The 21,579-nt window shown below is 69.4% G+C and carries 18 protein-coding genes and 1 pseudogene; 11 read left to right on the plus strand and 8 right to left on the minus strand.

The genetic code is table 11. The annotated features are described in order from the left end of the window. The first annotated feature begins 84 nt into the window (after positions 1–84). The 3 genes from SACE_RS12810 (at position 85) to SACE_RS12820 (ending at position 4,120) form a co-directional block, all read left to right on the plus strand. Entirely contained in the window at positions 85–1,182 is a 1,098-nt protein-coding gene (locus tag SACE_RS12810) for an acyl-CoA synthetase family protein (RefSeq protein ID WP_021341468.1), read from the plus strand. After that, positions 1,182–2,570: an aldehyde dehydrogenase family protein gene (locus SACE_RS12815; RefSeq protein WP_009948598.1), complete on the plus strand. Its 1,389-nt coding sequence runs from the start codon at positions 1,182–1,184 to the stop codon at positions 2,568–2,570. The genes SACE_RS12810 and SACE_RS12815 overlap by 1 nt, the downstream gene beginning before the upstream one ends. A 269-nt stretch (positions 2,571–2,839) precedes the next feature. After that, a complete protein-coding gene (locus tag SACE_RS12820; protein ID WP_021341469.1) occupies positions 2,840–4,120 on the plus strand; it encodes a hypothetical protein in 1,281 nt (426 codons plus the stop codon). Here the strand turns inward: SACE_RS12820 and SACE_RS39155 are convergent. The 4 genes from SACE_RS39155 to SACE_RS12840 are packed head-to-tail and all read right to left on the minus strand — an operon-like array spanning position 4,098 to position 8,134. Beyond that, positions 4,098–5,351: an MFS transporter gene (locus SACE_RS39155; protein ID WP_011873768.1), complete on the minus strand. Its 1,254-nt coding sequence runs from the start codon at positions 5,349–5,351 to the stop codon at positions 4,098–4,100. The genes SACE_RS12820 and SACE_RS39155 overlap by 23 nt on opposite strands. Before the next feature lie 5 nt (positions 5,352–5,356). After that, complete coding sequence (gene dgoD / locus SACE_RS12830) at positions 5,357–6,505, minus strand: galactonate dehydratase (protein WP_009948595.1); 1,149 nt, start codon at positions 6,503–6,505, stop codon at positions 5,357–5,359. A 37-nt stretch (positions 6,506–6,542) separates the two neighbouring features. After that, positions 6,543–7,157, minus strand: coding sequence for a 2-dehydro-3-deoxy-6-phosphogalactonate aldolase (locus SACE_RS12835; protein ID WP_011873769.1), 615 nt, complete (start codon positions 7,155–7,157; stop codon positions 6,543–6,545). Further along, complete coding sequence (locus tag SACE_RS12840) at positions 7,148–8,134, minus strand: 2-dehydro-3-deoxygalactonokinase (protein ID WP_011873770.1); 987 nt, start codon at positions 8,132–8,134, stop codon at positions 7,148–7,150. The genes SACE_RS12835 and SACE_RS12840 overlap by 10 nt, the downstream gene beginning before the upstream one ends. A 65-nt stretch (positions 8,135–8,199) precedes the next feature. Here SACE_RS12840 and SACE_RS12845 point away from each other — a divergent pair, with 65 nt between their 5' ends. Next, a complete protein-coding gene (locus SACE_RS12845) occupies positions 8,200–8,970 on the plus strand; it encodes an IclR family transcriptional regulator (RefSeq protein ID WP_009948592.1) in 771 nt (256 codons plus the stop codon). A gap of 73 nt (positions 8,971–9,043) precedes the next feature. Here SACE_RS12845 and SACE_RS36380 read toward each other — a convergent pair whose 3' ends face one another. Then, positions 9,044–9,634, minus strand: a complete 591-nt coding sequence (locus tag SACE_RS36380) for a LysR family transcriptional regulator (protein WP_081468358.1) — start codon at positions 9,632–9,634, stop codon at positions 9,044–9,046. Between the two features lie 111 nt (positions 9,635–9,745). Between SACE_RS36380 and SACE_RS12850 the strand changes: the two genes are divergently transcribed. From SACE_RS12850 to SACE_RS37580, 3 genes and pseudogenes are all read left to right on the plus strand, one after another. Then, entirely contained in the window at positions 9,746–10,756 is a 1,011-nt protein-coding gene (locus SACE_RS12850; protein WP_009948590.1) for a bile acid:sodium symporter family protein, read from the plus strand. Between the two features lie 543 nt (positions 10,757–11,299). After that, positions 11,300–11,888, plus strand: a pseudogene (locus tag SACE_RS12855) (isochorismatase family protein). A 377-nt stretch (positions 11,889–12,265) separates the two neighbouring features. Beyond that, a complete protein-coding gene (locus SACE_RS37580) occupies positions 12,266–12,433 on the plus strand; it encodes a hypothetical protein (RefSeq protein WP_009948588.1) in 168 nt (55 codons plus the stop codon). 26 nt (positions 12,434–12,459) lie between these two features. Here the strand turns inward: SACE_RS37580 and SACE_RS12865 are convergent, their stop codons facing one another. After that, the gene (locus tag SACE_RS12865; RefSeq protein ID WP_009948587.1) at positions 12,460–13,413 is read right to left on the minus strand and encodes a LysR family transcriptional regulator; all 954 of its coding nucleotides are present in this window, start codon (positions 13,411–13,413) and stop codon (positions 12,460–12,462) included. Positions 13,414–13,519: 106 nt separating this feature from the next. Between SACE_RS12865 and SACE_RS12870 the strand changes: the two genes are divergently transcribed. Both SACE_RS12870 and SACE_RS12875 read left to right on the plus strand, forming a co-directional pair. After that, complete coding sequence (locus SACE_RS12870) at positions 13,520–14,644, plus strand: PrpF domain-containing protein (protein ID WP_037303324.1); 1,125 nt, start codon at positions 13,520–13,522, stop codon at positions 14,642–14,644. Between the two features lie 45 nt (positions 14,645–14,689). Then, positions 14,690–15,928 carry an SLC13 family permease gene (locus SACE_RS12875; protein ID WP_009948585.1) on the plus strand — a complete coding sequence of 413 codons (1,239 nt, stop codon included), beginning with the start codon at positions 14,690–14,692 and terminating at the stop codon, positions 15,926–15,928. 149 nt (positions 15,929–16,077) lie between these two features. On the opposite strand, the gene SACE_RS12880 is transcribed toward SACE_RS12875, so the two are convergent. Further along, positions 16,078–17,409 carry an aspartate aminotransferase family protein gene (locus SACE_RS12880; protein ID WP_009948584.1) on the minus strand — a complete coding sequence of 444 codons (1,332 nt, stop codon included), beginning with the start codon at positions 17,407–17,409 and terminating at the stop codon, positions 16,078–16,080. A gap of 85 nt (positions 17,410–17,494) precedes the next feature. On the opposite strand from SACE_RS12880, the gene SACE_RS12885 reads away from it, so the two are divergent. Then, complete coding sequence (locus tag SACE_RS12885; RefSeq protein ID WP_011873775.1) at positions 17,495–18,421, plus strand: LysR family transcriptional regulator; 927 nt, start codon at positions 17,495–17,497, stop codon at positions 18,419–18,421. A gap of 227 nt (positions 18,422–18,648) precedes the next feature. Here SACE_RS12885 and SACE_RS12890 read toward each other — a convergent pair whose 3' ends face one another. Continuing rightward, entirely contained in the window at positions 18,649–20,061 is a 1,413-nt protein-coding gene (locus SACE_RS12890) for an alpha/beta hydrolase (RefSeq protein ID WP_011873776.1), read from the minus strand. 587 nt (positions 20,062–20,648) lie between these two features. Between SACE_RS12890 and SACE_RS12895 the strand changes: the two genes are divergently transcribed. Then, positions 20,649–21,578: an SPFH domain-containing protein gene (locus tag SACE_RS12895; protein ID WP_009948580.1), complete on the plus strand. Its 930-nt coding sequence runs from the start codon at positions 20,649–20,651 to the stop codon at positions 21,576–21,578. The last annotated feature ends 1 nt before the right edge of the window (position 21,579 follow it).

The raw sequence follows: 21,579 nt of genomic DNA on the forward strand, positions 1-21,579 counted from the left end.
GCACGCCGAACTCAGCAACCCATGCCCGCGCAGCCATAACCAATCCGCACTCACGAGAAAGCGGCGTCCATGCCTGAAAACGCGATGCCCGATACAGACGCCATCCTCAGTTTTCCGTGGGGGGACCCGCCCGAACCCGACGAGTTCGTCAAGGCCGGGATGCGGTGGCATTTCAGCGAAGACACGGGTTCTGCGTTCTGGCTGGAACAGGCGAAGGCGTTCGACTTCGACCCGCTGGTCGACATCAAGACCTTCGACGACCTGAAGCTCTTCCCCAACGTCGTCAGCGCGCTGCGCACGGTCAAGCTGGAGGACCTGGTTCCGAAGGGGTACGGCAGCAGCGGTCGGCTGCTCGATGTCTACGAGAGCGGCGGCACGACCGGCGCGGCCAAGCGGGTGCCGTTCATGCGGGACTGGAGGGACCGGACCCTGGAGTTCGAGAAGCGCGACCTGACCAGCAGAGGGCTTCCCCAGGGGCTGAACTGGTTGTCGATGATGCCCGGACGGCCGCACTACATCGGTGGGTTCACCGACTACGAAGCGGTCAACATGGGCGGCGTGAAGTTCTCCATCGACATGGACCCGCGGTGGGTGAAAAAGCTCGCGGCCGAAGGCCGGCACGACCAGATGAGCGCTTACGCCGAGCACCTTGTGGACCAGGCTGAGCACTTGTTGCTGACCCAGGACATCGGGATCCTACTGATCACGCCGCCATTGCTGGAGCGGCTGTGCCGACGGGGCAAGCTGGTGGAAGCCGTGCGCGAGAAGGTCTCCGCGATCCTGTGGGGCGGCACGCACATGGACGCCGACACTCGCAGGCTCTACCGCACAGAGGTCTTCCCCGGCATCACCATGGTCGGTGGCTATGGCAACACGATGTACATCGGCATCGCCAAGGAGCGGATCGGCCTGGGGCCCGACGAGCCGTGCGTCTTCGACGGCCACCCGCTGCACACGACGTTCCGCGTCATCGACGACCAGACAGGTGAACCGGTGCCCTGCGGCGAGCGCGGCCGTGTCGTCGCCACCCACCTGAGCAAGTCCTTGTTCCTGCCCAACAACATGGAGCGCGACACGGCGATCAGAGTCCCGGCTCCAGCCGGGCAGGTCGGGGACTCGGTGGCACATCCCGAACCGCTGACCGCTTTCGAGGATGAGCAGGTCAACGTGGGGGTTTACTGATGACGTCGAGCACCCGGTCACTGCTCGCCCTGGACGCGTTGGGCGCGAACGGCTCGTACCACGCCCTCAACCACGAGGTCATCCCGGACGTGTCCGGGGAGCCGGTCGCGGAGCTGAGCCTGGTTCCGTCTTTGTTCACCGACCGAACCGTCGCCGCCCTGCGTGCAGCGAAACCGGCCCCGGCCGACGAGCGGATCGCGTCGATCGCCCGCGCCGGCGAGCTGTTCAGAAACGCGGTGCTCGGCGGTCTGCCTCCCGACGAGTACTGCAAGGTCGTCAGCCGGGTCTCAGGGCTGCCGATCACCATGGTGGCCAACTCGATGCGAGTGCTTCACCAGGCCGCCGGGGACGTCCGCCGCAACGTGCGGGCCGCTCTGCCGAACGGAGCGGTCGAGCACTGGCAGAACGATGCGACTCTGCCCGGTTGTGCGACGTGGTGCCGGCGCGGTGAGGTCCTGGCCGTGCTCGCGGCGGGCAACCACCCGGGTGTTCACTCCCACTGGCTGGAGGCGCTCGCGCTCGGCTACCGCGTGGCCGTGCGACCGTCGCGTCACGAACCGTTCACCCCGCACCGCATGGTCCTGGCGCTGCGCGAAGCGGGGTTCGGCGACGACCAGGTAGCCCTGCTGCCCACCGACCACCGCACCTCGGACGCGCTGGCCGCCGCGGCCGACCTGGCGATCGTCTACGGCGGGGAGGAGGTGGCCCGAAAGCACTCCGGCGACCCCGGCGTGCTTACCCAGGGCCCGGGCCGGTCCAAGATCCTGATCACCCGTGACGTCGACTGGCAGGAACATCTCGACGTCATCGTCGATTCGATCGCGGCAGAAGCCGGAACCGCGTGCGTGAACGCGACCGCGGTGCTCGTCGAGGGCGATCCGGCACCGCTGGCGGCGGCGATAGCCTCCCGCCTGGAGCGCCTGCCGAGCCTGCCCGCCGACCACCCCGATGCCGTCCTGCCGACGATGCCGTCGGCGCAGGCGGAAAAACTCAGCTCGTTCCTGAGGACGAAGACGGGGTCCGCCACGGCGTTCCTGGGGTCCGAGGGCGTGGCCGACGACCTCGGCGACGGCAGTGCGGCGTTGCGGCCGGCCGTGCTGCAGCCGCGTCGGGGCGCGTTCGAGCAGATCGGGATCGAGCTTCCATTTCCTTGCGTGTGGGTCGCTTCGTGGTCACCCGACGACGGGGTGGGTCCGCTGCGGGACACACTGGTCCTGACAGCGCTGACCCGCGACGACGACCTGATCGAGTCCCTTGTGGACGAGCCCACCATCGCCAACGTCTACGTCGGCGACCGTCCGACGCACTGGTTCGGTGCCGGGGTGCCGCACGACTCGTTCCTGGCCGACTTCCTGATGCGCACCAAAGGAATGTCTCGCACCTGGTAGCCACGTGCGGCGGCAACCCCGGCCGTTGTGGATGCCGCCGCGGAGAGCCCCAAAAAGGGGAGCCAACCGGTGCGCGGTGGGCCGCGGGGTCAGGAGTGCGGACCCTGCTGTCCGACCCGGAGTCGCGCACATGCACACCCGGCCCATGCGCATAGCCGAGCCGGTGATGCGGTCCGGGAGAGGGGCGCTTGTGGCGATCTCACGTACGGTGGCTACGCGATGTCATTTACCTGGGAGGACACTCCGTGCTACACAACTGGTCATCGTCGATGGACAGCAATGTGGCGTCCGGCAACGCCAACGGGGACATGAACCATCTGTCCCGGCGCCGCCTGCTCGAACTGTCCATGGCGGCCGGTCTCACCATTTTCGGCACGGCCGCCTGCGGCACGCGGCCGGATGGCAATGCCGCCATGCCGCCCGGCGCAGGGGACGGTGAAGCCGCTCAGAACGTTCCGCAGGTGAACGCGCCGCCGCCGAACGGCATTCTCGGTGCGAACTTCAACGGTGACCCGAGCATCATGACCTGGGACGGACTTCAGCAAGCCGGAGCGACCTGGGTGCGCGGTTTTGCCGAAATGCCCGATTTGGACAAACAGAACGCGGCCGACAACCCGGCGGTCAAGACCTTGCTCGAGGCCGCTGGTCGCAAGTACGGGACTGTGCTGTCGCTGAAGTTCCCGTACTTCCCGCGTTCCCACAAGCAGATCCCGCGGCCCGGCACGGATGCGATGAAGGCCGACCTCGCGCGGCTCGACAAGGTGTTGCCGCTGGTGATGGACAGGGTCGACATCCTGGTGATCGGCAACGAGCCGTTCATCGAATGCCCGGAAGCCGACTGGAACAACGGGGCGATCAACGACTTCTACGAGACCGTTGCCGACTACATCATCCAGTACCGCGCCGAGAGCTTCCCGCAGTGCAAGACAGTGCTCTACATGGGCTCGCTAAACCACCTCGACGATCCAAAATGGACCGGAACAGGTACCGACAACTGGATGAAGTACGTCCGTGGCAAGGCGGAGATCGAGGGTACCGACATCCACCCGCACGTCGCGGACCCGAACGGCGCCCAGGCATACCTCGACTACATCCTGCCCAAGCTGGGGAGCAAGAAGTTCCTCGCCACCGAGTTCTCCCTGGTCCAGCTATGGAAGGACCACCTCGCCGACCAGGTGTCCGCCGAGTACGCCGACAAGTACAAGGTCCCGAAGGGTACCCGGGTGTGGCAGGTCATCAAGAGCGCGCTGAATGAGCCGTTCCCGAAGGAGCGGTGGTACGACTTCCTGCGCACCAGCCCGTGGTTTGAGAACAACAAGAACTACCTGAGCGAGCAAATGAAGAAGTTTCGCGATACCGGAAAGCTCGCCGTGGCCACCTACGGTGTGGGCCAGGACGCCGCCATGTCGGGGTCGGATTTCGGCCCGGACAGCACGCCATGGCTGCTGAACAGCCTGTTCGCGTCGGCCACCATCAAGAAGAATCCCGATGGCGCGGCCGTTCCGAACTACGCCTGGATCGAAGAATTCAAGGCCCTCCAGAAACACTGAACCGAACGCTGTGATCCGAAGCCGCGCACGTCCGGCACAGCCCCTGTCGGTTATCGCCGACAGGGGCTGTGCCGGACAGGGGATATGGTCGCGACTGTCCTTCGTTGGCCAAGCCTTTGAGCGGGGTGGCACGAGGTCTCCGCTGAGCACGAGTGGAGCGAGCACGTCCACGAAACTGCCGCAAAGACGCTCTACCTGCAGGCGGATTCGCTGTACCTGGGCGCGAACATCCCCGGAAAGCCACGGACTTTCCTGCCGTATGCCGGTGGTGTCGGTGCGTACCGGCAGGTCTGCGACGAGGTCGCGGCAGAGGGGTACCGCGGCTTCCGGTTGACTCGCTAGCGGTGGAATCGGGCGTGTGCAGGTGCTGGTGCGCGCGGCGCAGCCCGGTCTCCCGGCCGGCGATGGCGCTGTGGCACATTCGCGGCTGGATCGACGGTGTCGGTTCCTGACGCGGTTCCGGCGAGGTCAGGCAGAACTGGCCGAGGTAGATGCCCCACAGCTTGCGCCGCCCGAGCACGGTGGCCAGGTCGCCGCGGGTGATCCGGGCCCGCTTCGGCTGCTCGTCGACCAGGTCGACCAGGCCGCCGCCGGAGCGGATCAGCTCGACCTCGGCGGCGTTGGCCCGCGACTCGCGCGGTTCTCGGTAGCCGAGGTACCAGACCACGCCCCAGACGATTCCGACCAGGCCGGTGAGGATGAAGACCCAGTGCCACGACACCGCCGCCTGCAACCAGGACAGCACCGGGGTCAGCAGCGCCAGGCCGATGAACTGCCCGGAGGTGTAGAAGCCGATGGCGGTGGCGCGTTCCCGCTCCGGGAACCACACCGTGGCGACCCTGCTGTTGATCGGGTACGCGGGCGCCTCGCACGCGCCGACCATCAGCCGCAGCACGATCAGCGCGACGAACCCGCCGACCATGCCCATGAACAGCGTCGCCAGGGACCACAGCACCAGGCACAGCGGGTAGAGCACGCGCGGCCGGATCCGGTCCACCAGCCAACCGCCGGGGATCTGCATCGCCGCGTAGGTCCAGCCGAACGCCGAGAGGAGCAATCCCTGCTGGGCCTTGGACAGCTCCAGCTCCTCGGCGATGGCCGGAAGCGCGATCGAGAGGTTCGAGCGGTCGAGGTAGTTGATCACGACGGTGCCGAACAGCAGCACCGCGATGACCACGCGGGCGCGGGAGGCGGTGGCCCGCGCTGCCGCGGTGGTGGCGGTGTCGACCATCGCGCTCACCACTCCGCCACGGAACCGTCGGCGTGCCGCCAGACCGGGTTGCGCCAGCGGTGCCCTTCGGCAGCGCGCTCGGCGACGTACTCCTCGTTGATCTCGATGCCCAGGCCCGGCCCGGTCGGGATCGCGACCTGCCCGGCGTCGTAGGTGAACACGGCCGGGTCGACGAGGTAGTCGAGCAGGTCGTTGGAGGTGTTGTAGTGGATGCCCAGGCTCTGCTCCTGGATCGTGGCGTTGTGGCAGCCCGCGTCGATCTGCAGGCAGGCGGCCAGCGCGATCGGCCCGAGCGGGCAGTGCAGCGCCAGCGCCACGTCGTAGGCCTCGGCCATGTGCGCGATCTTGCGGGCCTCGGTGATCCCGCCGCAGTGCGACGGGTCGGGCTGGACGATGTCCACCGCACCCGAAGCCAGCACCGACTTGAAGTCCCACCGCGAGTACAGCCGCTCACCCAGCGCGATCGGGATCGGCGAGCTCCGCAGCACGTCGGCGAAGCCGTCCAGGTGCTCGGAGAGCACCGGCTCCTCGACGAACATCAGCCGGTAGGGCTCCAGCTCGCGCAGCAGCACCTTGGCCATCGGCCGGTGCACGCGGCCGTGGAAGTCCACGCCGATGCCGATGTCGGGCCCGACGGCCTCGCGCACCGCGGCGACGTTGGCCACGCACTGGTCGACCTTGGCCCAGGTGTCGAGGTACTGCAGCTCCTCGGTGCCGTTCATCTTGACCGCGGTGAAGCCGCGGTCGACCACGGCGCGGGCGGCCCGCGCGGTCTCGGCCGGGCGGTCGCCGCCGATCCAGGAGTAGACCTTGACCCGGTCGCGCACCCGGCCGCCGAGCAGGTCGTGCACCGGCACCCCGAGCGCCTTGCCCCGGATGTCCCACAGCGCCTGGTCGATTCCGGCGAGCGCGCTCATGTGGATGCCGCCGCCGCGGTAGAAACCGCCGCGGTAGAGCACCGTCCAGAGGTCCTCGATCCGGGACGGGTCCTGGCCGACGAGGTAGTCGGAGAGCTCGTCGACGGTGGCGGCCACCGCGTCGGCGCGCCCCTCCAGGACGGGCTCACCCCACCCGACGACGCCTTCATCGGTCTCGATCTTCAGGAACAGCCAGCGCGGCGGCACCTGATATGTCGTCATTGACGTGATCTTCATTGGTGCGTTTCCTTCTTCTGGTGCTGTCGGTGCCGGCTCAGCCGGTGGCACCGGCCCAGGCGCGCCGCATCGCGACGGCCCGGGCGCCGACCTGTTCGGGGGTGTCCCCGGGCCGGTAGAGCGCGGAGCCGAGCCCGGCCCCGCCCGCCCCGGCCGCCGCCCACGCGGCGAGGTTGGTCTCGTCGACCCCGCCGACCGGCAGCAGTTCGACGTCCGGCGGCAGGACCGCCCGCCAGGACTTCATCCCGGCGTTCCCCACCGCGTCGGCGGGGAACAACTTCAGGTGCCGCGCCCCGGCCGCGACGGCGGCGAACGCCTCGGTCGGCGTCGCCACTCCGGGGTAGGGCCGCATGCCGGCCTCCACCGCCGCGGCGATGATCGCGGGATCGGTGTTGGGCGCGACGACGATCCGCGCGCCGGCGTCGCGGGCGCGCGGCACGTCGGCGGCGTCGACCACGGTGCCGACGCCCACCGCGCAGCGCTCGCCCAGGGACGCGGCCAGCCGCTCGACCGAGGCGAACGGGTCCGGTGAGTTCAGCGGGACCTCGATGGCGTCGACGCCGGCCTCGGCGAGCGCCTCGCCGACGGCGAGCACCTCGTCCGGCGTGACGCCGCGCAGGATCGCGACCAGTCCGGTGCCGTTCACTGCCATTGCCGCTCCTGTGCTTCGGGGTGGTGGAGTCCGGTCGAGCGCGCGATCCGCCAGAGCCCGCGTGCCGCGACGTCCTCGGTCAGCACGGTCGGGACGACGCCGTGCGCGGCCAGCGCCCGCTCGTAGCGGCGGCACAGGTCCTCGGTGCCGCACAGCAGCACCCGGTCCCGGCCGGTGGTCGGCAGCAGGTGGGCGACCTCGTCGGCGATGAGCACGCCGGAGACGTAGTCGGGCACCGATGCCGGGGAGAGGAGGCCGTCGAGCACGAGCGGGCGGGCGCCGAAGAGCTCGGCCGCCAGGCCGCGCGAGCGCCCGGCGGTCAGGCCGCGGGCGAACGCCTCGTCGTCGCGGCGCGGTTCGGCGGTCGTGCGGGCGAGGATTCCGTCGCCGGTCAGCAGGCCGAACAGCTCGCCGGACATCGCCGTGGCGAACGAGACCGCCTTGCCGTCGTCGACCCGCACCCACTTGCCGTGCGTGCCGGGCAGGACCAGGGTGACCGCACCGGTGGGGTCGCCCAGCGCTTCGAGCGCGCCGATGATCTGGGTTTCCTCGCCGCGGATCACGTCGCCGGGCACGCCGTCGGCGGACGGGACCCGCAGGCCGGGCACGAGGTGGGCGACGCCTCGGCGGTGGCGCACCCGAACGAGCGCGTCGGCGCCGAAACGCAGGTCGGTGGGGACGGTGCGGTAGCCGGCGTCGGCCCAGCCCTGCGCGCTGCCGACCATGCCGCAGGCGATCACCGGCAGGTGCGGGTGCGCGGTGACCCAGTCGCCGCAGGCCGACCAGAACGCCGCCTCGTAGGCGAGTTCGCGCGCGCGGCCGTCGCGGACGTCGATGCCCGCCGTGGTGGCGAGCAGGCCCTGGTCGGGACGGCGGACGTCGATGATCCCGCCGGCGCGGTCGAGCAGCCACGCGCGCTGAGCGGAGGTTCCCCAGTCGAGCGCGATCAGGCTAGGTGTGCGGCGGGCGTCGGTCATGGGCGGAACTGTGCGAGATGCTTCCCGATAATGCGAACACGGTCCCTATATGTAGGATTCGCGGCATGGTCACCGAGGATTCCGCCGCTCCTCCGGGTACCCAGACGCTGGCCAGAGGCCTCGCGGTGGTTCGCGCCGTCGCCGACGGCGCCGCCGATCTGCGCGCCCTCGTCGAGCGGACCGGCCTGGGCCGCAGCACGGCGCACCGGCTGGTGCAGCTGCTGGTGCGCGAGGGGTACCTGCGGTCCGGGCGGGACGGCTACGTGCTCGGCCCGACGCTCATCGAACTCGGTTTCCAGGCGTTGCACGGCAATCCGCTGCCGGTGGTGGCCCGCCCCGTCCTCGAGGAGCTCTCGGAGCAGTTGCAGGACACCGTCCACCTCGCGGTGCGCGACGGCTCATCGGTGCTCTACCTCGACAAGCTCCCCGGCTCCCGAGGTGCGGAGATGCGCTCGCGGATCGGGCACCGGATGCCCCTCACCCGCACCGGCGTCGGCATGGCCCTGCTGCTGGACTCGCCGCAGGAGTGGGAGCAGCTCTACCAGGCCGAGGCCGCGGTGGAGCCCGACCTCGCCCCCGACGACGACCTCGAGGCTTTCACCGCCCGGATGCGCGAGTACGTGAAGTCGCAGGTGGCGATGGACGTCGAGGACAACGAGCCGGGCATCCGCTGCGTGGCCGCCCCGATCCGCGACGCCGCCGGAACCCTGGTGGGCGCGATCAGCGTCTCGGCCACCCGTCCGTACATGCCCGCGGCCCGGATGCGCGGCCTGGTCAAAGTGGTCAGCCGCAGCGCCCAGCGGATCTCCGCGGCCCTGGGCCACCGAACTCTCTGAGCGCCGAATCGGCCCGCGTCAGTGGCTCGATGCTGCCGTGGGGGGGCGTGCGGGTCGGCTCCGGGACACCGGACTACCGCACATATGCGGCGGGATCGTCGCTGGTCAGGCTCGGTGTCGGGCCCAATCTGCTGATGGGGTCGCCGAGGACCAGGCGGGCGGGGCAGCAGTGGCCACTGGCCGGTGGCCATCCCGCTGTGGTGGGTCGAGGGCGTGGCCGGTGCCGCCTAGACTGGAGTCGATCCAGGCCAACGCGCTGGTGTGCATCCGGCGGGGATTTTCGGGAACGCACGCGAGAGGGGGATGGGGAAAAGGGGTCTGCTTCACGGATTCCGCACCTCTGACTACGGGACTGGCCCATCGCACACCTGCTCGCCGACAGGTTGCGCAAGCGACCCCGCAGCTGGGAACCGGCGAAGTAGCTGGCGGCGCGTTCGTTCGCCTCCAGGATGCTGCGCGCGAAGCCCACCATCGCCTCACCGTCGGGTGTGAGCGCCACGGAATGGGTGTCGCGCGTGAAAAGCGGTCTCGACGTGAGTTGTTCGAGCTTGCGCACGTGCTGGCTCACTGTGGATTGGCGCACACCGAGCCGCTGCGAGGCCTGGGTGAAGCTGCGGGTCTGGGCGACCGCGAGAAACGTCCTGAGCAGGGCAGGAGGGAACACGGTCCAGACGTTATCGCAATCCGTGATAGCCGTCAGTGCGGAAATCGTGGTTCACAACAACAGCGGGTGCGTCGAGACTCGGGGCAGGTACTCACGAGCTAGGAAGCGCGAATGTTCCGCATCAGGCTGCCCCGCCGTCCCCGGCCCGACCCTTACGTCGTCGCCCTGCTGGTCACCGTTCTCGTCGCCGCGCTGCTCCCGGTGCGCGGCGCGGCGGCAGGGGCCGCGAACGCCGTCACCGACCTCGCCATCGCGGCGTTGTTCTTCCTCTACGGTGCAAGGCTTTCCTCGAAGACAGTCGTGGACGGGTTGAAGCACTGGCGCCTGCACCTGGTCGTCTCGCTGAGCACCTTCGCCCTGTTCCCGCTGCTGGGCTTGGGCGCGAGCGTGCTCGTTCCCGCGGTGCTGGCACCGCCGGTCTACGCGGGGGTGCTGTTCCTGTCCACACTTCCGTCCACTGTGCAGTCCTCGATCGCGTTCACCGCGACCGCGCGGGGCAACGTGGCCGCCGCCATCTGCTCGGCGTCACTGTCCAACATGGCCGGGATCGCCCTCACGCCGCTGTTGGTGGCATGGCTGATGGGCGGTAGCGGCGGCGGGATCGCGCCTTCGTCCGTCCTGAACCTCGTACTGCAACTGCTGCTCCCGTTCGTCGTCGGTCACCTCGCCCGCCGCTGGATCGGCGACTGGATCGAGCGGCACCTCCGGGTGCTCGGCTACTTCGACCGGGGCTCGATCCTGCTGGTCGTCTACGTCGCGTTCAGCACGAGCGTGGTCACCGGGATCTGGAACCAGGTCGGTCTCGTGCAGCTGGGCACGCTGTTCGGCGTGATCGCGCTCCTGCTGGCCACCGCGCTGGCCGTCATCACCGCGGCGTCCCGGCTCCTCGGTTTCTCCCGCCGGGACGAGAACGCCATCGTCTTCTGCGGATCGGTCAAGAGCCTGGCCAGCGGCCTTCCCATCGCCAGCGTGCTCTTCCCCGGTGCGACCGTGGGCCTCGTCGTGCTCCCCGTCATGCTCTACCACCTGCTCCAGCTCGTCGTCTGCGCGGTTCTGGCCCGACAGCGGGGAGCATCCGAGCCCGAGCCCGCCCCCGTACCCGCGCAGGCGCCAGCCGCCTGAAACAGGAGTCCGCACGCGTCAGATCTTTTCCAGGGCGGATCCGATGTTGAGGTGCTCGACCTGAGCGGCGAAGTCACCTTCGTCGGCCGTGACCCATCGGCATCCCATGCGAGCTGCCCGGCGTCGAGGCCAGCCTCGACCCGGTCGCGGTTGAAACCTGCCGGTGAGCGTCGGTCTGCGGAAATTCGCCGGGGTCGACCAGACCCCGGCAAGTTGCCTGTTCCTGGAGGGGTCGCTCGGGCGGCCGGGAAGCTCGGGGTCACGCCGGTGCCGCCGACCACGCTGCTGGGCGCTGCCGCATTGGGCGTGCGGGCATCGCCGCCGATGCGGAGATCGAGGTCAACGGTGAGACGGGTGCTGACCGACCTCGAAACCGACAAGTACCGATGTGACTACTTTGTGCATCTGACCCAGTACGTTGTGTAGTTGTCGTTGTAGGCTTCGTTCGCCGTGGCTCGAGTGTGCCCCGTCCTCGCATCGTGGGCGGGCCCGTCACCCGCGTCCCAGTGCGGACCAGTCCTCAATCGAAAAGGCGGTTACCCCTTGAACCGAGCTTTGATCGTCATCGACGTGCAGATCGACTTCTGCGAGGGCGGCAGCGTTCCCGTGTCCGGCGGCGCGGACGTGGCTGCTGCCATCGCCGACTTCGTGAACGGGCAGACGGGCTACAGCTTCGTCGTCGCCACGCGCGACCACCACATCGACCCGGGCGGTCACTTCTCGGAGCGCCCGGACTTCGTGCACTCCTGGCCTTCCCACTGCGTACAGGGGAGCGAAGGCAGCGAGTTCCACCCGAACTTCGAGCCGGTCGTCGCATCGGGCGCGGTCGACGAGGTCTTCTACAAGGGCCACCACGCAGCCGCCTACAGCGGGTTCCTCGGCGTCAACGAGGCCGGGCGTTCACTGGCCGACTGGCTGCGAGCACGACGTCGGCCAGGTGGACGTCGTCGGCATCGCCACCGACCACTGCGTGCGCGCCACGGCCCTGGACGCGGTCCGCGAGGGCTTCGCGGTGCAGGTCCTGCTCGACCTGACCGCGGCCGTCGCCGCGAAGAGCACTGACGCGGCCGTGGAGGACATGCGCAAGGCGGGCGTGAAGCTCACCGGCAGCCCGGTGCTCGTCGACGACTGAGCAGCCGTCAGGACATGCTGGCCCGTGAGTTCGAGCCCTCAGCGCAGACGATCCGTGACCGGGTGCGCCACGACGGGGCCGAACAGGGCGGCCGTGAGGGACTGACCAGTACTGCTAGAGACGAGTGGGCCCGGCAGTGCCGTGAAAACAAGCATTTGGGTGATGCTTCGCGGAGTCGTGCGGCACAAGTGCGCGGCGGCCACAATTGTTGGTAAATTCCGGTTCCCGGACCCGGTGCGCACCCGGGTGGGAGTGGCGGGGGACCGGCTTCTGCTGGCCGCCGACCCCGCACAGGACGTGGTCGTGGCCCACCCGATGCGGGCGCTGGGTGCGGTGCCGGCCTCTCACGCGCACTCCCTGGCCCGGGTTGATCAGCCGTGAGTGGCCGACCACCAGAGCAGGCCGAGATCGAGGCTGCGCGCCTGCTGCTCTCCCGCATGGGTGTCTCGCCGAAGGATCTGGTCGACAGCTCCGGTGCGATGTCCCAGAAAAACCACACCGAGGAGCTGACAGGCAGCGTGATTCCGGGCGACCGCTGCTGTTGAACGACAAACCGAAGTCCATTGGAGGACTAGGTTCGTCTGACCGTGCCCAGCTGCGTGCGGTGGAGGTTGGAGTCGGCGAATTTCGCCGCGGCTGCCTGGACGATCTCGGCCATCGTTGCCGCGGCCGGTGTCGGGGTCCGGTTTGCCATGCGTGCCAACAGGATTCGCCGGGTCGGGGCTGGGACGTCGGTGGCGAAGTTCACCAGCCGGACGTCGTGGCGGCGGTTGGTCAGTGCCAGCCGGGGTGCGATCGCGATTCCCAGCCCGGCGGCCACCATCGCCTGCGCCTCCTGGTAGTCGTGCGATTCGTAGGAGATACCGGGCTCGAACCCGGCGAGCCGGCAACTGCGCCGCAGAACCTCGGCGACCGGGTGGTTGTCGGCCCGGATGATCCACTCCTGCCCTGCGAGGTCGGCCAGGCTGATCTCCGGCTCGTCCACCAGCTCCGAGTTCGCCGGGACGACCAGGACCGTCGGGTCGTCGAGCAGGTGCTCGATCTCCATGGAGTCGTCGTCGACCCGGTTCCACTCGTAGTCCCACAGCAACGCCAGTTCGATCTCGCCTGTGTGCAGCAGTTCGAGCAGTTCGGCGAGCAACGCCGATCGCACGGTGGTGTGCATCGCCGGGTGCTTGCGGGAGAACCGCGTCAGCGCGAGCGGAAGCAGTGAGGCACTGGCTGTCGGGAACGATCCCAGCCGGAGGGTCCCCCTGTCGAGCTGCGCCAACGACTCCAGGTCTGCCTGCGCGCCGCGCAGCTCGCGCCGGATGGCGTGTCCACGTTCCGCGAGTGCTCTGCCTGCGTCGGTGAGTTGGACGCCCCGCGGTAGCCGGTGCAGCAGCGGCTGACCGACTTCGGACTCCAGCCGGGACATCTGCTGCGAGGCGGCCGAGGGTGTGATCCCCAGTGCCTCCGCCGCTGCGGTGAGTGATCCGCGGTCGGATGCTTCCACGAGAAGGAGCACTCTGCGCACGTCGAGCATCCGGCCTCACCCCGAGGTGTTAGTAGCGCTAAACCGACTATAAGAATTGGAACATTGTACTGAACCCTCTGCCTTGTCAAGGTACTCGCCATCGGTTCGCTCGGAGATGGAAGAAGGTTCCGTGCACATTCCCGCAACGTTGGTCCGCGGCGGCACCAGCAAGTGTTGGTTGTTCGCCGAATCCGATCTACCCGGAACTGTGGACGATCTGGAGGCGCTGCTGGTCAACGCCTACGGAGCTGCCGACCCGGTGCAGCTCGACGGCGTGGGCGGCGCTACGCCGACGACGTCGAAAGCCGCCGTCATCCGCCCTTCCGCCGTGCCCGGCGTGGATGTCGACTACCTCTTCGGACAGGTCGGCATCGGGATCGGCCGTGTGGAGTGGGGAAGCAACTGTGGCAATTGTGCTACTGCGATCGCGTTGTGGTCGGTGTCGACTGGCCTGGTTGCTGTTGCAGGGGATTTGACGCGGGTTGCCATGCGCAACATCAACACGGGTGCGGTGCTGGAGGCCGAGGTCGACACCACCGGCGGTCGTGTGCACGAGTTCGGCACTCAGACCGTGCCCGGAACCCGGGCCGGGGGAGTGGCGGTCGGGCTGAAGTTCCTGGATCCCTGCGGAGGCGTGACCGGGTCGACTTCGCCCACGGGCCACGTCGTCGAGGAGCTGGAGGCCGCGGGAATCACGGCCCGCGCCAGCATGCTCGACGCCGGCGCACCCATGGTCCTGCTCGACGCCGCGTCCCTCGGCCGAACAGGAACCGAAGGTCTCGACGCGGTCGGCGGCCTGGTCGACGTGCTGCGCCCGTTCCGGCACCGAGCCGCCCACTGCATGGGGCTGACCGCACGCGGCGATGCCCCGGACGACGCGGTACCGAAAGTCGGCATCGTGGGAAGCCCGGCGTCCTACCGGACGTGGCTGGGCGATGAGGTCGATGCCGAGGACTACGACGTGGCGGTGCGGATGCTGTCCATGAACTCACCGCACCCGGCCATCGGGTTGACCTCCGCGGTCGGTGTCGCGGTCGCGAACCTGCTCGCTGGATCCGTCGTGCACGGCGCCTCGGCCGCCCCCGGAGCGGCCGAGCTGCGAATCGGGACTCCAGCCGGTGTCGTCACCGTCACCAGCGGTGAACCGGCCCCCGCCGGGCCGCGGTGGATCACCATCCGCCGTGCGGCCCGCATCCTCTGCCGGGCCGACATCTTGGTTCCCGAGCCGGTTGCGGTCTAACCTCCTCCTACTCTTTCACATGCAAGGACAATGATGTCTGCGGAAATGATCTCCATCGTGGCGCTCGGCGTCATGTTCGTCGTGGCCACCGTGATGCCCATCAACATCGGGATCCTGGCCTTCATCGCCTCCTTCATCGTCGGGACCGCCTCGCTCGGGCTCAGCGAAGACGAAATCTTCGAAGGTTTTCCCGTCGAGCTGTTCGTGACCATCGTCGGCGTCACCTACCTGTTCTCGGTAGCCCGCCGCAACGGAACGATCGAGCTGCTGGTGCAGGGCGGCGTCAAACTCGTGCGCGGCAGGGTGGCGCTGATTCCGTGGGTGCTGTTCGGCATCGCCGCGGTCCTCACCGCGTTCGGGACGTTCACTCCGGCCGCGGTCGCGCTGCTGGCGCCGATCGGGATGAACTTCGCCTACCGGTTCCGGATCAACCAGCTCATGATCGGCATGATGGTGATCAGCGGCGCGCACGCCGGGGCTTTCTCACCGATCGCGGTCTCCGGCGCGCTGGTGCTGGGCATGCTCGACCACACCTCGCTGCACGTCGCGCCGTACGCGCTGTTCCTGGCCAGCTTCGGCTTCAACCTCCTGCTGTCGGTGCTGACCTTCCTCCTGCTGCGCCGGAGGAACCCCGCGTCGCGGCCCGAGCCGGCGGATGTCGACGAGGCAGGCACGGCGGGTTCGAAGATCACATGGCGGCAGGGGCTCACGCTGGTCGCCCTGGTCGGCCTCGTGGTGGGGGCGCTCGTCTTCCACCTGGAGATCGGTTTCCTCGCGCTTGCCGCTGGTGCGGTGCTGACCTTGCTGGACATGAAGAACCAGGCCAAGGCGACCGAGGGCATCAGCTGGTCCACCATCCTGCTCGTCGCGGGCATGGTGACCTACGTCGGGATTCTGGAGAAGGCGGGCACCATCGACAAGATCTCGCACGGCGCCGCGGGAATGGGCGCGCCGCTGCTCGTCGCCCTGCTGCTGTGCTTCGCCGTCGCGGTGACCTCGGCGTTCGCCTCTTCCACCGCGATCCTGACCGCGATCATCCCGATCGCGGTACCCCTGCTGCTGGGCAGCCACCTCAGCGCTGTCGGGCTGGTGGCCGCGCTGGCGATCTCGACCACGATCGTCGACACCTCGCCGTTCTCGACCAACGGTGCACTGGTGCTCAGCAACGCCCGCGGCGTCGACCGGAACCGCTTCTACAAGCAGATCCTGGTTTTCACGGGCGGAATTGTCGGCGCAGGACCATTTCTGGCATGGGGCTTGCTCGTCCTGCCCGGCATGCTCTGACAGGGAGCGAACATCGGCGGAACGTGCTCATCCACGGCGCCGGCGGAGCTTCCCGTTCGCAGCACAGCTGCGCTGGTGGGTGTCGGTCAGCGGTGCGGGGCACCGGTCAAGCGTCCCGCACCGCGCACGACCTATTCGGCAGAGACGCTCTACGCAGCCCCGCGGCGGGTGTTTCGGTGTAGGCCCGTCACGTCGGTCAGGGCGGTGTCGAGGATCGCCAAGCCGCGGTCGATCTCGGCATCGGTGGTGGTCAGTGGTGGGGCGATGCGGAACGTCCCGCCCATGCCGGGCAGTTGCACGATGTTCATGTGCAGCCCGAGCTCGGCGCAGCGGTGGGTGACGGCGGCGCCGAGTTTGTCGGCGTCCTCGCCGCTGGGCCCGTTGACCAGCTCCAGTCCGACCAGCAGGCCGCGCCCCCGGACGTCGCCGATCATCGGGTGCTTCCCGGCGAGCTCGTCGAGCCCGCCGCGCAGCCGGCCGCCGAGCTCGCGGGCGCGCAGGTCGAGGCGGTCGCGGATCAGCACGTCCAGGACGGTGTTGCCGACCGCGGCCGGCAGCGGGTCGTTGACGTGCGTGGTGAAGAACAGGAACCCGCGGTCGTGGGCCTGCTGCTCGATCTCGGCGCTGGTCAGCACGGCAGCGAGGGGCAGCCCGGCGCCGAGGGTCTTGGACAGGGTGAGGATATCGGGGACGACGCCGTCGCGTTCGAACGCGTACCAGTCACCGGTGCGGCACAGCCCGGTCTGGGCCTCGTCCAGGATCAGCAGCATGCCGCGCTCGTGGCACTTGTCCCGCAGCGCGGCCAGGTAACCGGGCGGGAGGTCGACGACGCCTCCGGAACTCAGGATCGGCTCGACGAGGCAGGCCGCGAGGCTGCCGACCGACTGGGCGTCGATCAGGTCGAAGCCGAGGTCGAGCTGACGGCGCCAGTCGAGGTTCCCGTCGGCGTCGACGATGTCGGGGCGGAAGCGGTCGGGAACCGGCAGCGCGAAGTTGCCGGGGGCGGCGGGACCGTACCCGGCCCGCCCGGTGCTGTAGGTGGCGTTCGCGGCGGCCTGGGTCATGCCGTGCCAGGACCGGGCGAAGGAGACGACCTCGTGCCCACCGGTGACCATCTTGGCCATCCGCAACGCGGCTTCGTTCGCCTCCGCTCCCGTGGTCAGGAACATGGCCTTGTCCAGGGGCTCCGGCAGCGTTCCCGCGAGCCGCTGGGCGAGATCGAGGACCGGGCGGCTCAGCATTCCGCTGTAGAGGTGGTCGAGTCGGCCGACCTGCTCGCGAACGGTCGCGACGATCTCCGGGTGCGCGTGGCCGAGGATGGCGCTCATCTGGCCCGAGGTGAAGTCGAGCAGTTCGCGACCGTCCTCGGTGACCACCGAGCTGCCCGCGGCGTGGTCGATGATCTCGGGGCTGAAGGCTCCGCGGCCCGAGTAGCGGACCAGGTGACGTTCGTGGGCGGTGCGTGCGGTGTCGTCCAGCATGGCTTCGACGCTACGAACGGGTCTCGCTGTGCGTCCATCACACGGTTTCGACGATCCTGTTCGACGGAACCGCACAATGGGGCCCATGCTCAACCCGTGGCGCCTGCGCCTGCTCGGCCTGCTCGACACCCTCGGCACCGTCCGAGCGGTGGCCGAGACGCTGCATCTGAGCCCGTCGACGGTGTCCCAGCAGCTCGCCGTGCTCGAGAAGGAGACCCGCAGCCGACTGCTGGAACGGTCCGGGCGCCGGGTGCGGCTGACCCGGGCCGGAATCGTGCTCGCCCGCCGGGGCCGCGAGATCCTGGACCGCATGGCCGAGGCCGAAGCCGAGCTGCGCGCCATGAACGACGAGCCGATCGGCACCGTCCGGCTCGGGGTCTTCCAGAGCGCGATCCACACTCTCGCGGTCCCGGCCACCACCCGGCTGGCGGAGTCGCACCCGCACCTGAACGTCGAGCTGGTCGAGTCCGAGCCGCACGAGAGCAGCCCCGCGATGCGCACCGGCGAGCTGGACGTCATCGTCACCACCACCGACTACGTCAAGTTCCCGTGGGACCGCGACCTCGAGATCATCCCGCTGGGCACCGACCCGGTGGTGCTGGTCCTCCCGTCGGACCATCCGCTCGCGCGGCACCGGGTCGTGGACCTCGCCGCGTGTGCGAACGAGACCTGGGCGTGCGACCGGTCGGGCTCGTACATGGCCGAGCTGACCCAGCGGCTGTGCCGGGAGTCCGGCTTCGAACCCCGCGTGGCCTGCCGGTTCAGCAACTACCTGCTACTGCTCGACCACGTCGCGGCCAGGCGGTCGGTCGCGTTGCTGCCCGCGCTGGCCGTCGCACCCAGCCGCGCACTGGTGACGCGCGAGCTCACCACGCCTGTGCACCGCAACGTCACGATCGTGGTGCGCAGGGGGACGGCTCCGCGCGCGGCGGTGGACGCGGTGGTCGGGGCGCTGCGCGATCATCCGGACATCCCGGTCCTGACCGCGCCCGGCTCCACCGAAGGCGGTTGACGGCCCCGGCCGGACGGCCTTGCTCCGCACATCGCGCAAGCTCCGCGAGTAGTTGGCCGCTGTAGGCCAGCAGCGGGCGTCGGACGGGGCTGTGGATAACGGCTGGCAGCGTCGCCGAGCGATCAGCGGAGGGCCACTTTCTGCCGGACACGGCACGGTGCCCCCGGATCACTCCAGGGGCACCGCGGTCGTGCGGCTGCGTGGTCGGCGAGACCGGCCGCGGTGAGCTATTTCCCGTTCGTCCCGGGAGGCTTGGTGGTGCCGGGGGACACGTCGCAGACGGTGCCGTCGGCGGGTAGGTCCCCGTTGATCAGCGTGGCGTCCACCGCGGCGTCGATGCACGGACCGCTACGCCGGTAGGAGGTGTGGCCGACGCCCTCTCGGGTCAGCAGGACGCCGTTGTCCATGGTCTCGACCATGGCCTCGGCCCAGTGGTACGGGGACACGTTGTCCACGCGACCACCGACCACCAGGATCGGCGGGGCGCCGGCGCCGGTGAGCGGCCCGGTGAAGCGGTCCTCGTTCGGCGCGGGCCACAGGGCGCAGTTGAGCGCGCTGTAGCCGGCCCGGCTTGCCAACCGCTTGTCGCGTTCGGCGATCTCGGTAGCGGCGGCCGTGTGCGCGGCGATGTCGGTCGGCGTCGGCCAGTCGGCGCAGCGCACTGCGGTGTGGGGCTCTTGAAGAATGGCGTAGGGACCGCCGAAGGGCGCGACCGTGACGTTCGATACCAGGAAGTGGAGGAGCCTGCCGTCGCCCTGCTGTGCGGCCAGCAGACCCGCGGTGAGCGTGGGCCAGAGCTGCTGGACGCCCGCGCCGGCGCGGACGGCTTCGAGCGCCACGGCACCGTCGAGCGTGCCGCCCGGCGTGAGGCCCTCGACGGGTGGGACCTGCAGCGGCTGTGCCTCCAACTGGGTGATCAGGGCGTCGAACGCGGCTTCTGGGTCTCCGTTGCCGAACGGGCACACCTGCGGACCTTCGGTGCGGCAGGTCTCGAACCAAGCGTCGAGCGTCTGCTCGTTGGAGCGGGAGACGTCGTCGAGGAGCTTGAGCGGGTCGGTTTGCCAGAGGTTGGTGTCGACGGGGGCGTCGATCACCATCTGGCGGACGCGGTCCGGGAACAGCGTGGCGTACATGGGGCCGACCACCGTGCCGTAGGAGGCGCCGTAGTAGGTGATCTGCTCCTCGCCGAGCGCGGCGCGGAGCTGGTCCATGTCGCGGGCGACGTTGTCGGTGGACAGGCTCGCCAGGAACTCCGGGCTCTGGTGCGCCAGGCAGCCGCCGGTGAAGGTGGTGGCGTCGGCGAGCAGCGCCGGTAGCGGCTTCCCACCGGGGACGGTCGGGTCGAGGTCGGCGGCCGCGACGTCGGCGCGCTGCTCATCGGTGAGGCAGCGGACGGCGCCGGAGTCACCGACGCCGCGCGGGTCCATGCCGATGATGTCGAAACGGGCCAGCAGGGCGGGCGAGTACGGGCCGGCGTCGCTGCTGGGGTCGATGGATTCGATCGTGTCGGTGGCCGGCACCCCCGGCCCGCCCGGGTTGATGAACAGGCTGCCGATGCGCTGTGCCGGATCGGTGGCGCGGTGGCGTTTCACCGCGAGTGGGATCCGCTTGCCGTCGGGCTCGGTGTACTCCAGCGGCACCCAGACGGTGGCGCAGTCCAGGTTGGGTCCGCACTCGCTCCAGGCGATCGGGACGGGAGTCGGCGCCGATGCGGTCCGCGCGGCGTTCGCGAGCGGGGGGCCTGGCGACGCCGTCGGTTCGCCGGCGCATCCGGTCAGAACCAGTGCGGCGGCGAGCGCCGGGGCGCATCGGCGCGCGGCTCGTCCCGACCTGGTTCCCGGACGGGGGATCGGGCGGGGCTGGGTGGGTGCGGTGTCCGGTGGAGGTTCGGCCGTCACACCGGTCTGTCGAGTTGATCCGGGCATGGAACGGAAGCTAGGAGGGCCACCCGGTCGGCCGGATCAGCCGACGGGCGCGAATCGCCCGACCAAAGTCGGAGCTCCGTGCCGGCGCCGTCGACCCGCACATGCAAGCGTGCCGCGGAGCCGGCGAGTCGTCGGTGCCCACGCTGCCCCCGAACAGCACCGGCGTGCCTCCAGTGTCATCGATGTCGTGATCGCGGTGGGGCTGGGGCCAGGTGGGTGGTGTGCGGCTCAAGTCTGGGGAAAAAAGTGATATCACTATGCTATGTTCACGGCGTCAGTGCAGCAGCGAGAGAGGGGCCGAGATGTTGCATGCTGATCAGGAGCGGATCGCCGCGGAGGTGCCGGTCGCGATGCCTGAACCGGGCGTGCGCGAGCGCCCGGCGACGAGGGGCCCGGGGCTGCTCATGCTCGCGCTGGGCCTGGTCCTGGTGATCGTCGGCGTGGTGGCGGTGTTCGCGGGCTTGGCGGCCGAGTCCGGTGTCTCGGTGCTGGCCGGTGTCGTGGCGGTCGTCGCCGGTGTCGTGCTGGGTTTCGGATTGGTGGCGGTGTCACCGGGGGAGGCCCGGGTACTGCAGTTCCTGGGGCGCTACACCGGCACGCTGCGGCCGGCCGGACTGCACTGGGTGAACCCGCTGGCGACCAAGCGCAAGATCTCCACCCGGATCCGCAACCACGAGACCGCGGTGATGAAGGTCAACGACGCCGACGGCAATCCGATCGAGATCGCCGCGGTCGTGGTGTGGCAGGTCGCCGACACCGCGCAGGCGTGTTTCGAAGTGGACAGCTTCATCACGTTCGTGGAGACGCAGACCGAGACCGCGGTGCGCCACATCGCGACCAGCTATCCGTACGACAGCCACGGGGAAGAGGGGTTGTCGTTGCGGGAGAACGCCGACGAGATCACGGGCAGGCTGTCCGCCGAGATCGCAGCGCGCGTGCAGGCGGCCGGGGTCACCGTGGTCGAGTCCCGGCTGACGCATCTGGCCTATGCGCCCGAGATCGCGCAGGCGATGTTGCAGCGGCAGCAGGCCAACGCGGTGGTGGCCGCTCGGCAGCGCATCGTCGAAGGGGCGGTCGGCATGGTCGATTTGGCCCTGCAGCGGCTCGACGAGCAGGGTGTGGTCGAGCTGGACGAGGAGCGCAAGGCGGCCATGATCAGCAATCTGCTGGTGGTGCTCTGCGGTGACCGGGCGACCCAGCCGGTGGTCAACGCGGGTTCGCTGTACCACTGAC

The sequence above is a fragment of the Saccharopolyspora erythraea NRRL 2338 genome, assembly GCF_000062885.1.
GTDB classification, from domain to species: domain Bacteria; phylum Actinomycetota; class Actinomycetes; order Mycobacteriales; family Pseudonocardiaceae; genus Saccharopolyspora_D; species Saccharopolyspora_D erythraea.

What these genes read in the sequence shown, in the direction of transcription:
- SACE_RS12835 (WP_011873769.1), bottom strand. Translation starts at nt 7,157, where the DNA reads ATGGCAGTGAACGGCACCGGACTGGTCGCGATCCTGCGCGGCGTCACG.
- SACE_RS12815 (WP_009948598.1), top strand. Translation starts at nt 1,182, where the DNA reads ATGACGTCGAGCACCCGGTCACTGCTCGCCCTGGACGCGTTGGGCGCG.
- SACE_RS39155 (WP_011873768.1), bottom strand. Translation starts at nt 5,351, where the DNA reads ATGGTCGACACCGCCACCACCGCGGCAGCGCGGGCCACCGCCTCCCGC.
- SACE_RS12810 (WP_021341468.1), top strand. Translation starts at nt 85, where the DNA reads ATGCCCGATACAGACGCCATCCTCAGTTTTCCGTGGGGGGACCCGCCC.
- SACE_RS12850 (WP_009948590.1), top strand. Translation starts at nt 9,746, where the DNA reads ATGTTCCGCATCAGGCTGCCCCGCCGTCCCCGGCCCGACCCTTACGTC.
- SACE_RS12865 (WP_009948587.1), bottom strand. Translation starts at nt 13,413, where the DNA reads ATGCTCGACGTGCGCAGAGTGCTCCTTCTCGTGGAAGCATCCGACCGC.
- SACE_RS12875 (WP_009948585.1), top strand. Translation starts at nt 14,690, where the DNA reads ATGATCTCCATCGTGGCGCTCGGCGTCATGTTCGTCGTGGCCACCGTG.
- SACE_RS12820 (WP_021341469.1), top strand. Translation starts at nt 2,840, where the DNA reads ATGGACAGCAATGTGGCGTCCGGCAACGCCAACGGGGACATGAACCAT.
- SACE_RS12845 (WP_009948592.1), top strand. Translation starts at nt 8,200, where the DNA reads ATGGTCACCGAGGATTCCGCCGCTCCTCCGGGTACCCAGACGCTGGCC.
- dgoD (WP_009948595.1), bottom strand. Translation starts at nt 6,505, where the DNA reads ATGAAGATCACGTCAATGACGACATATCAGGTGCCGCCGCGCTGGCTG.
- SACE_RS12840 (WP_011873770.1), bottom strand. Translation starts at nt 8,134, where the DNA reads ATGACCGACGCCCGCCGCACACCTAGCCTGATCGCGCTCGACTGGGGA.
- SACE_RS12885 (WP_011873775.1), top strand. Translation starts at nt 17,495, where the DNA reads ATGCTCAACCCGTGGCGCCTGCGCCTGCTCGGCCTGCTCGACACCCTC.
- SACE_RS12870 (WP_037303324.1), top strand. Translation starts at nt 13,520, where the DNA reads ATGGAAGAAGGTTCCGTGCACATTCCCGCAACGTTGGTCCGCGGCGGC.
- SACE_RS12895 (WP_009948580.1), top strand. Translation starts at nt 20,649, where the DNA reads ATGTTGCATGCTGATCAGGAGCGGATCGCCGCGGAGGTGCCGGTCGCG.
- SACE_RS12880 (WP_009948584.1), bottom strand. Translation starts at nt 17,409, where the DNA reads ATGCTGGACGACACCGCACGCACCGCCCACGAACGTCACCTGGTCCGC.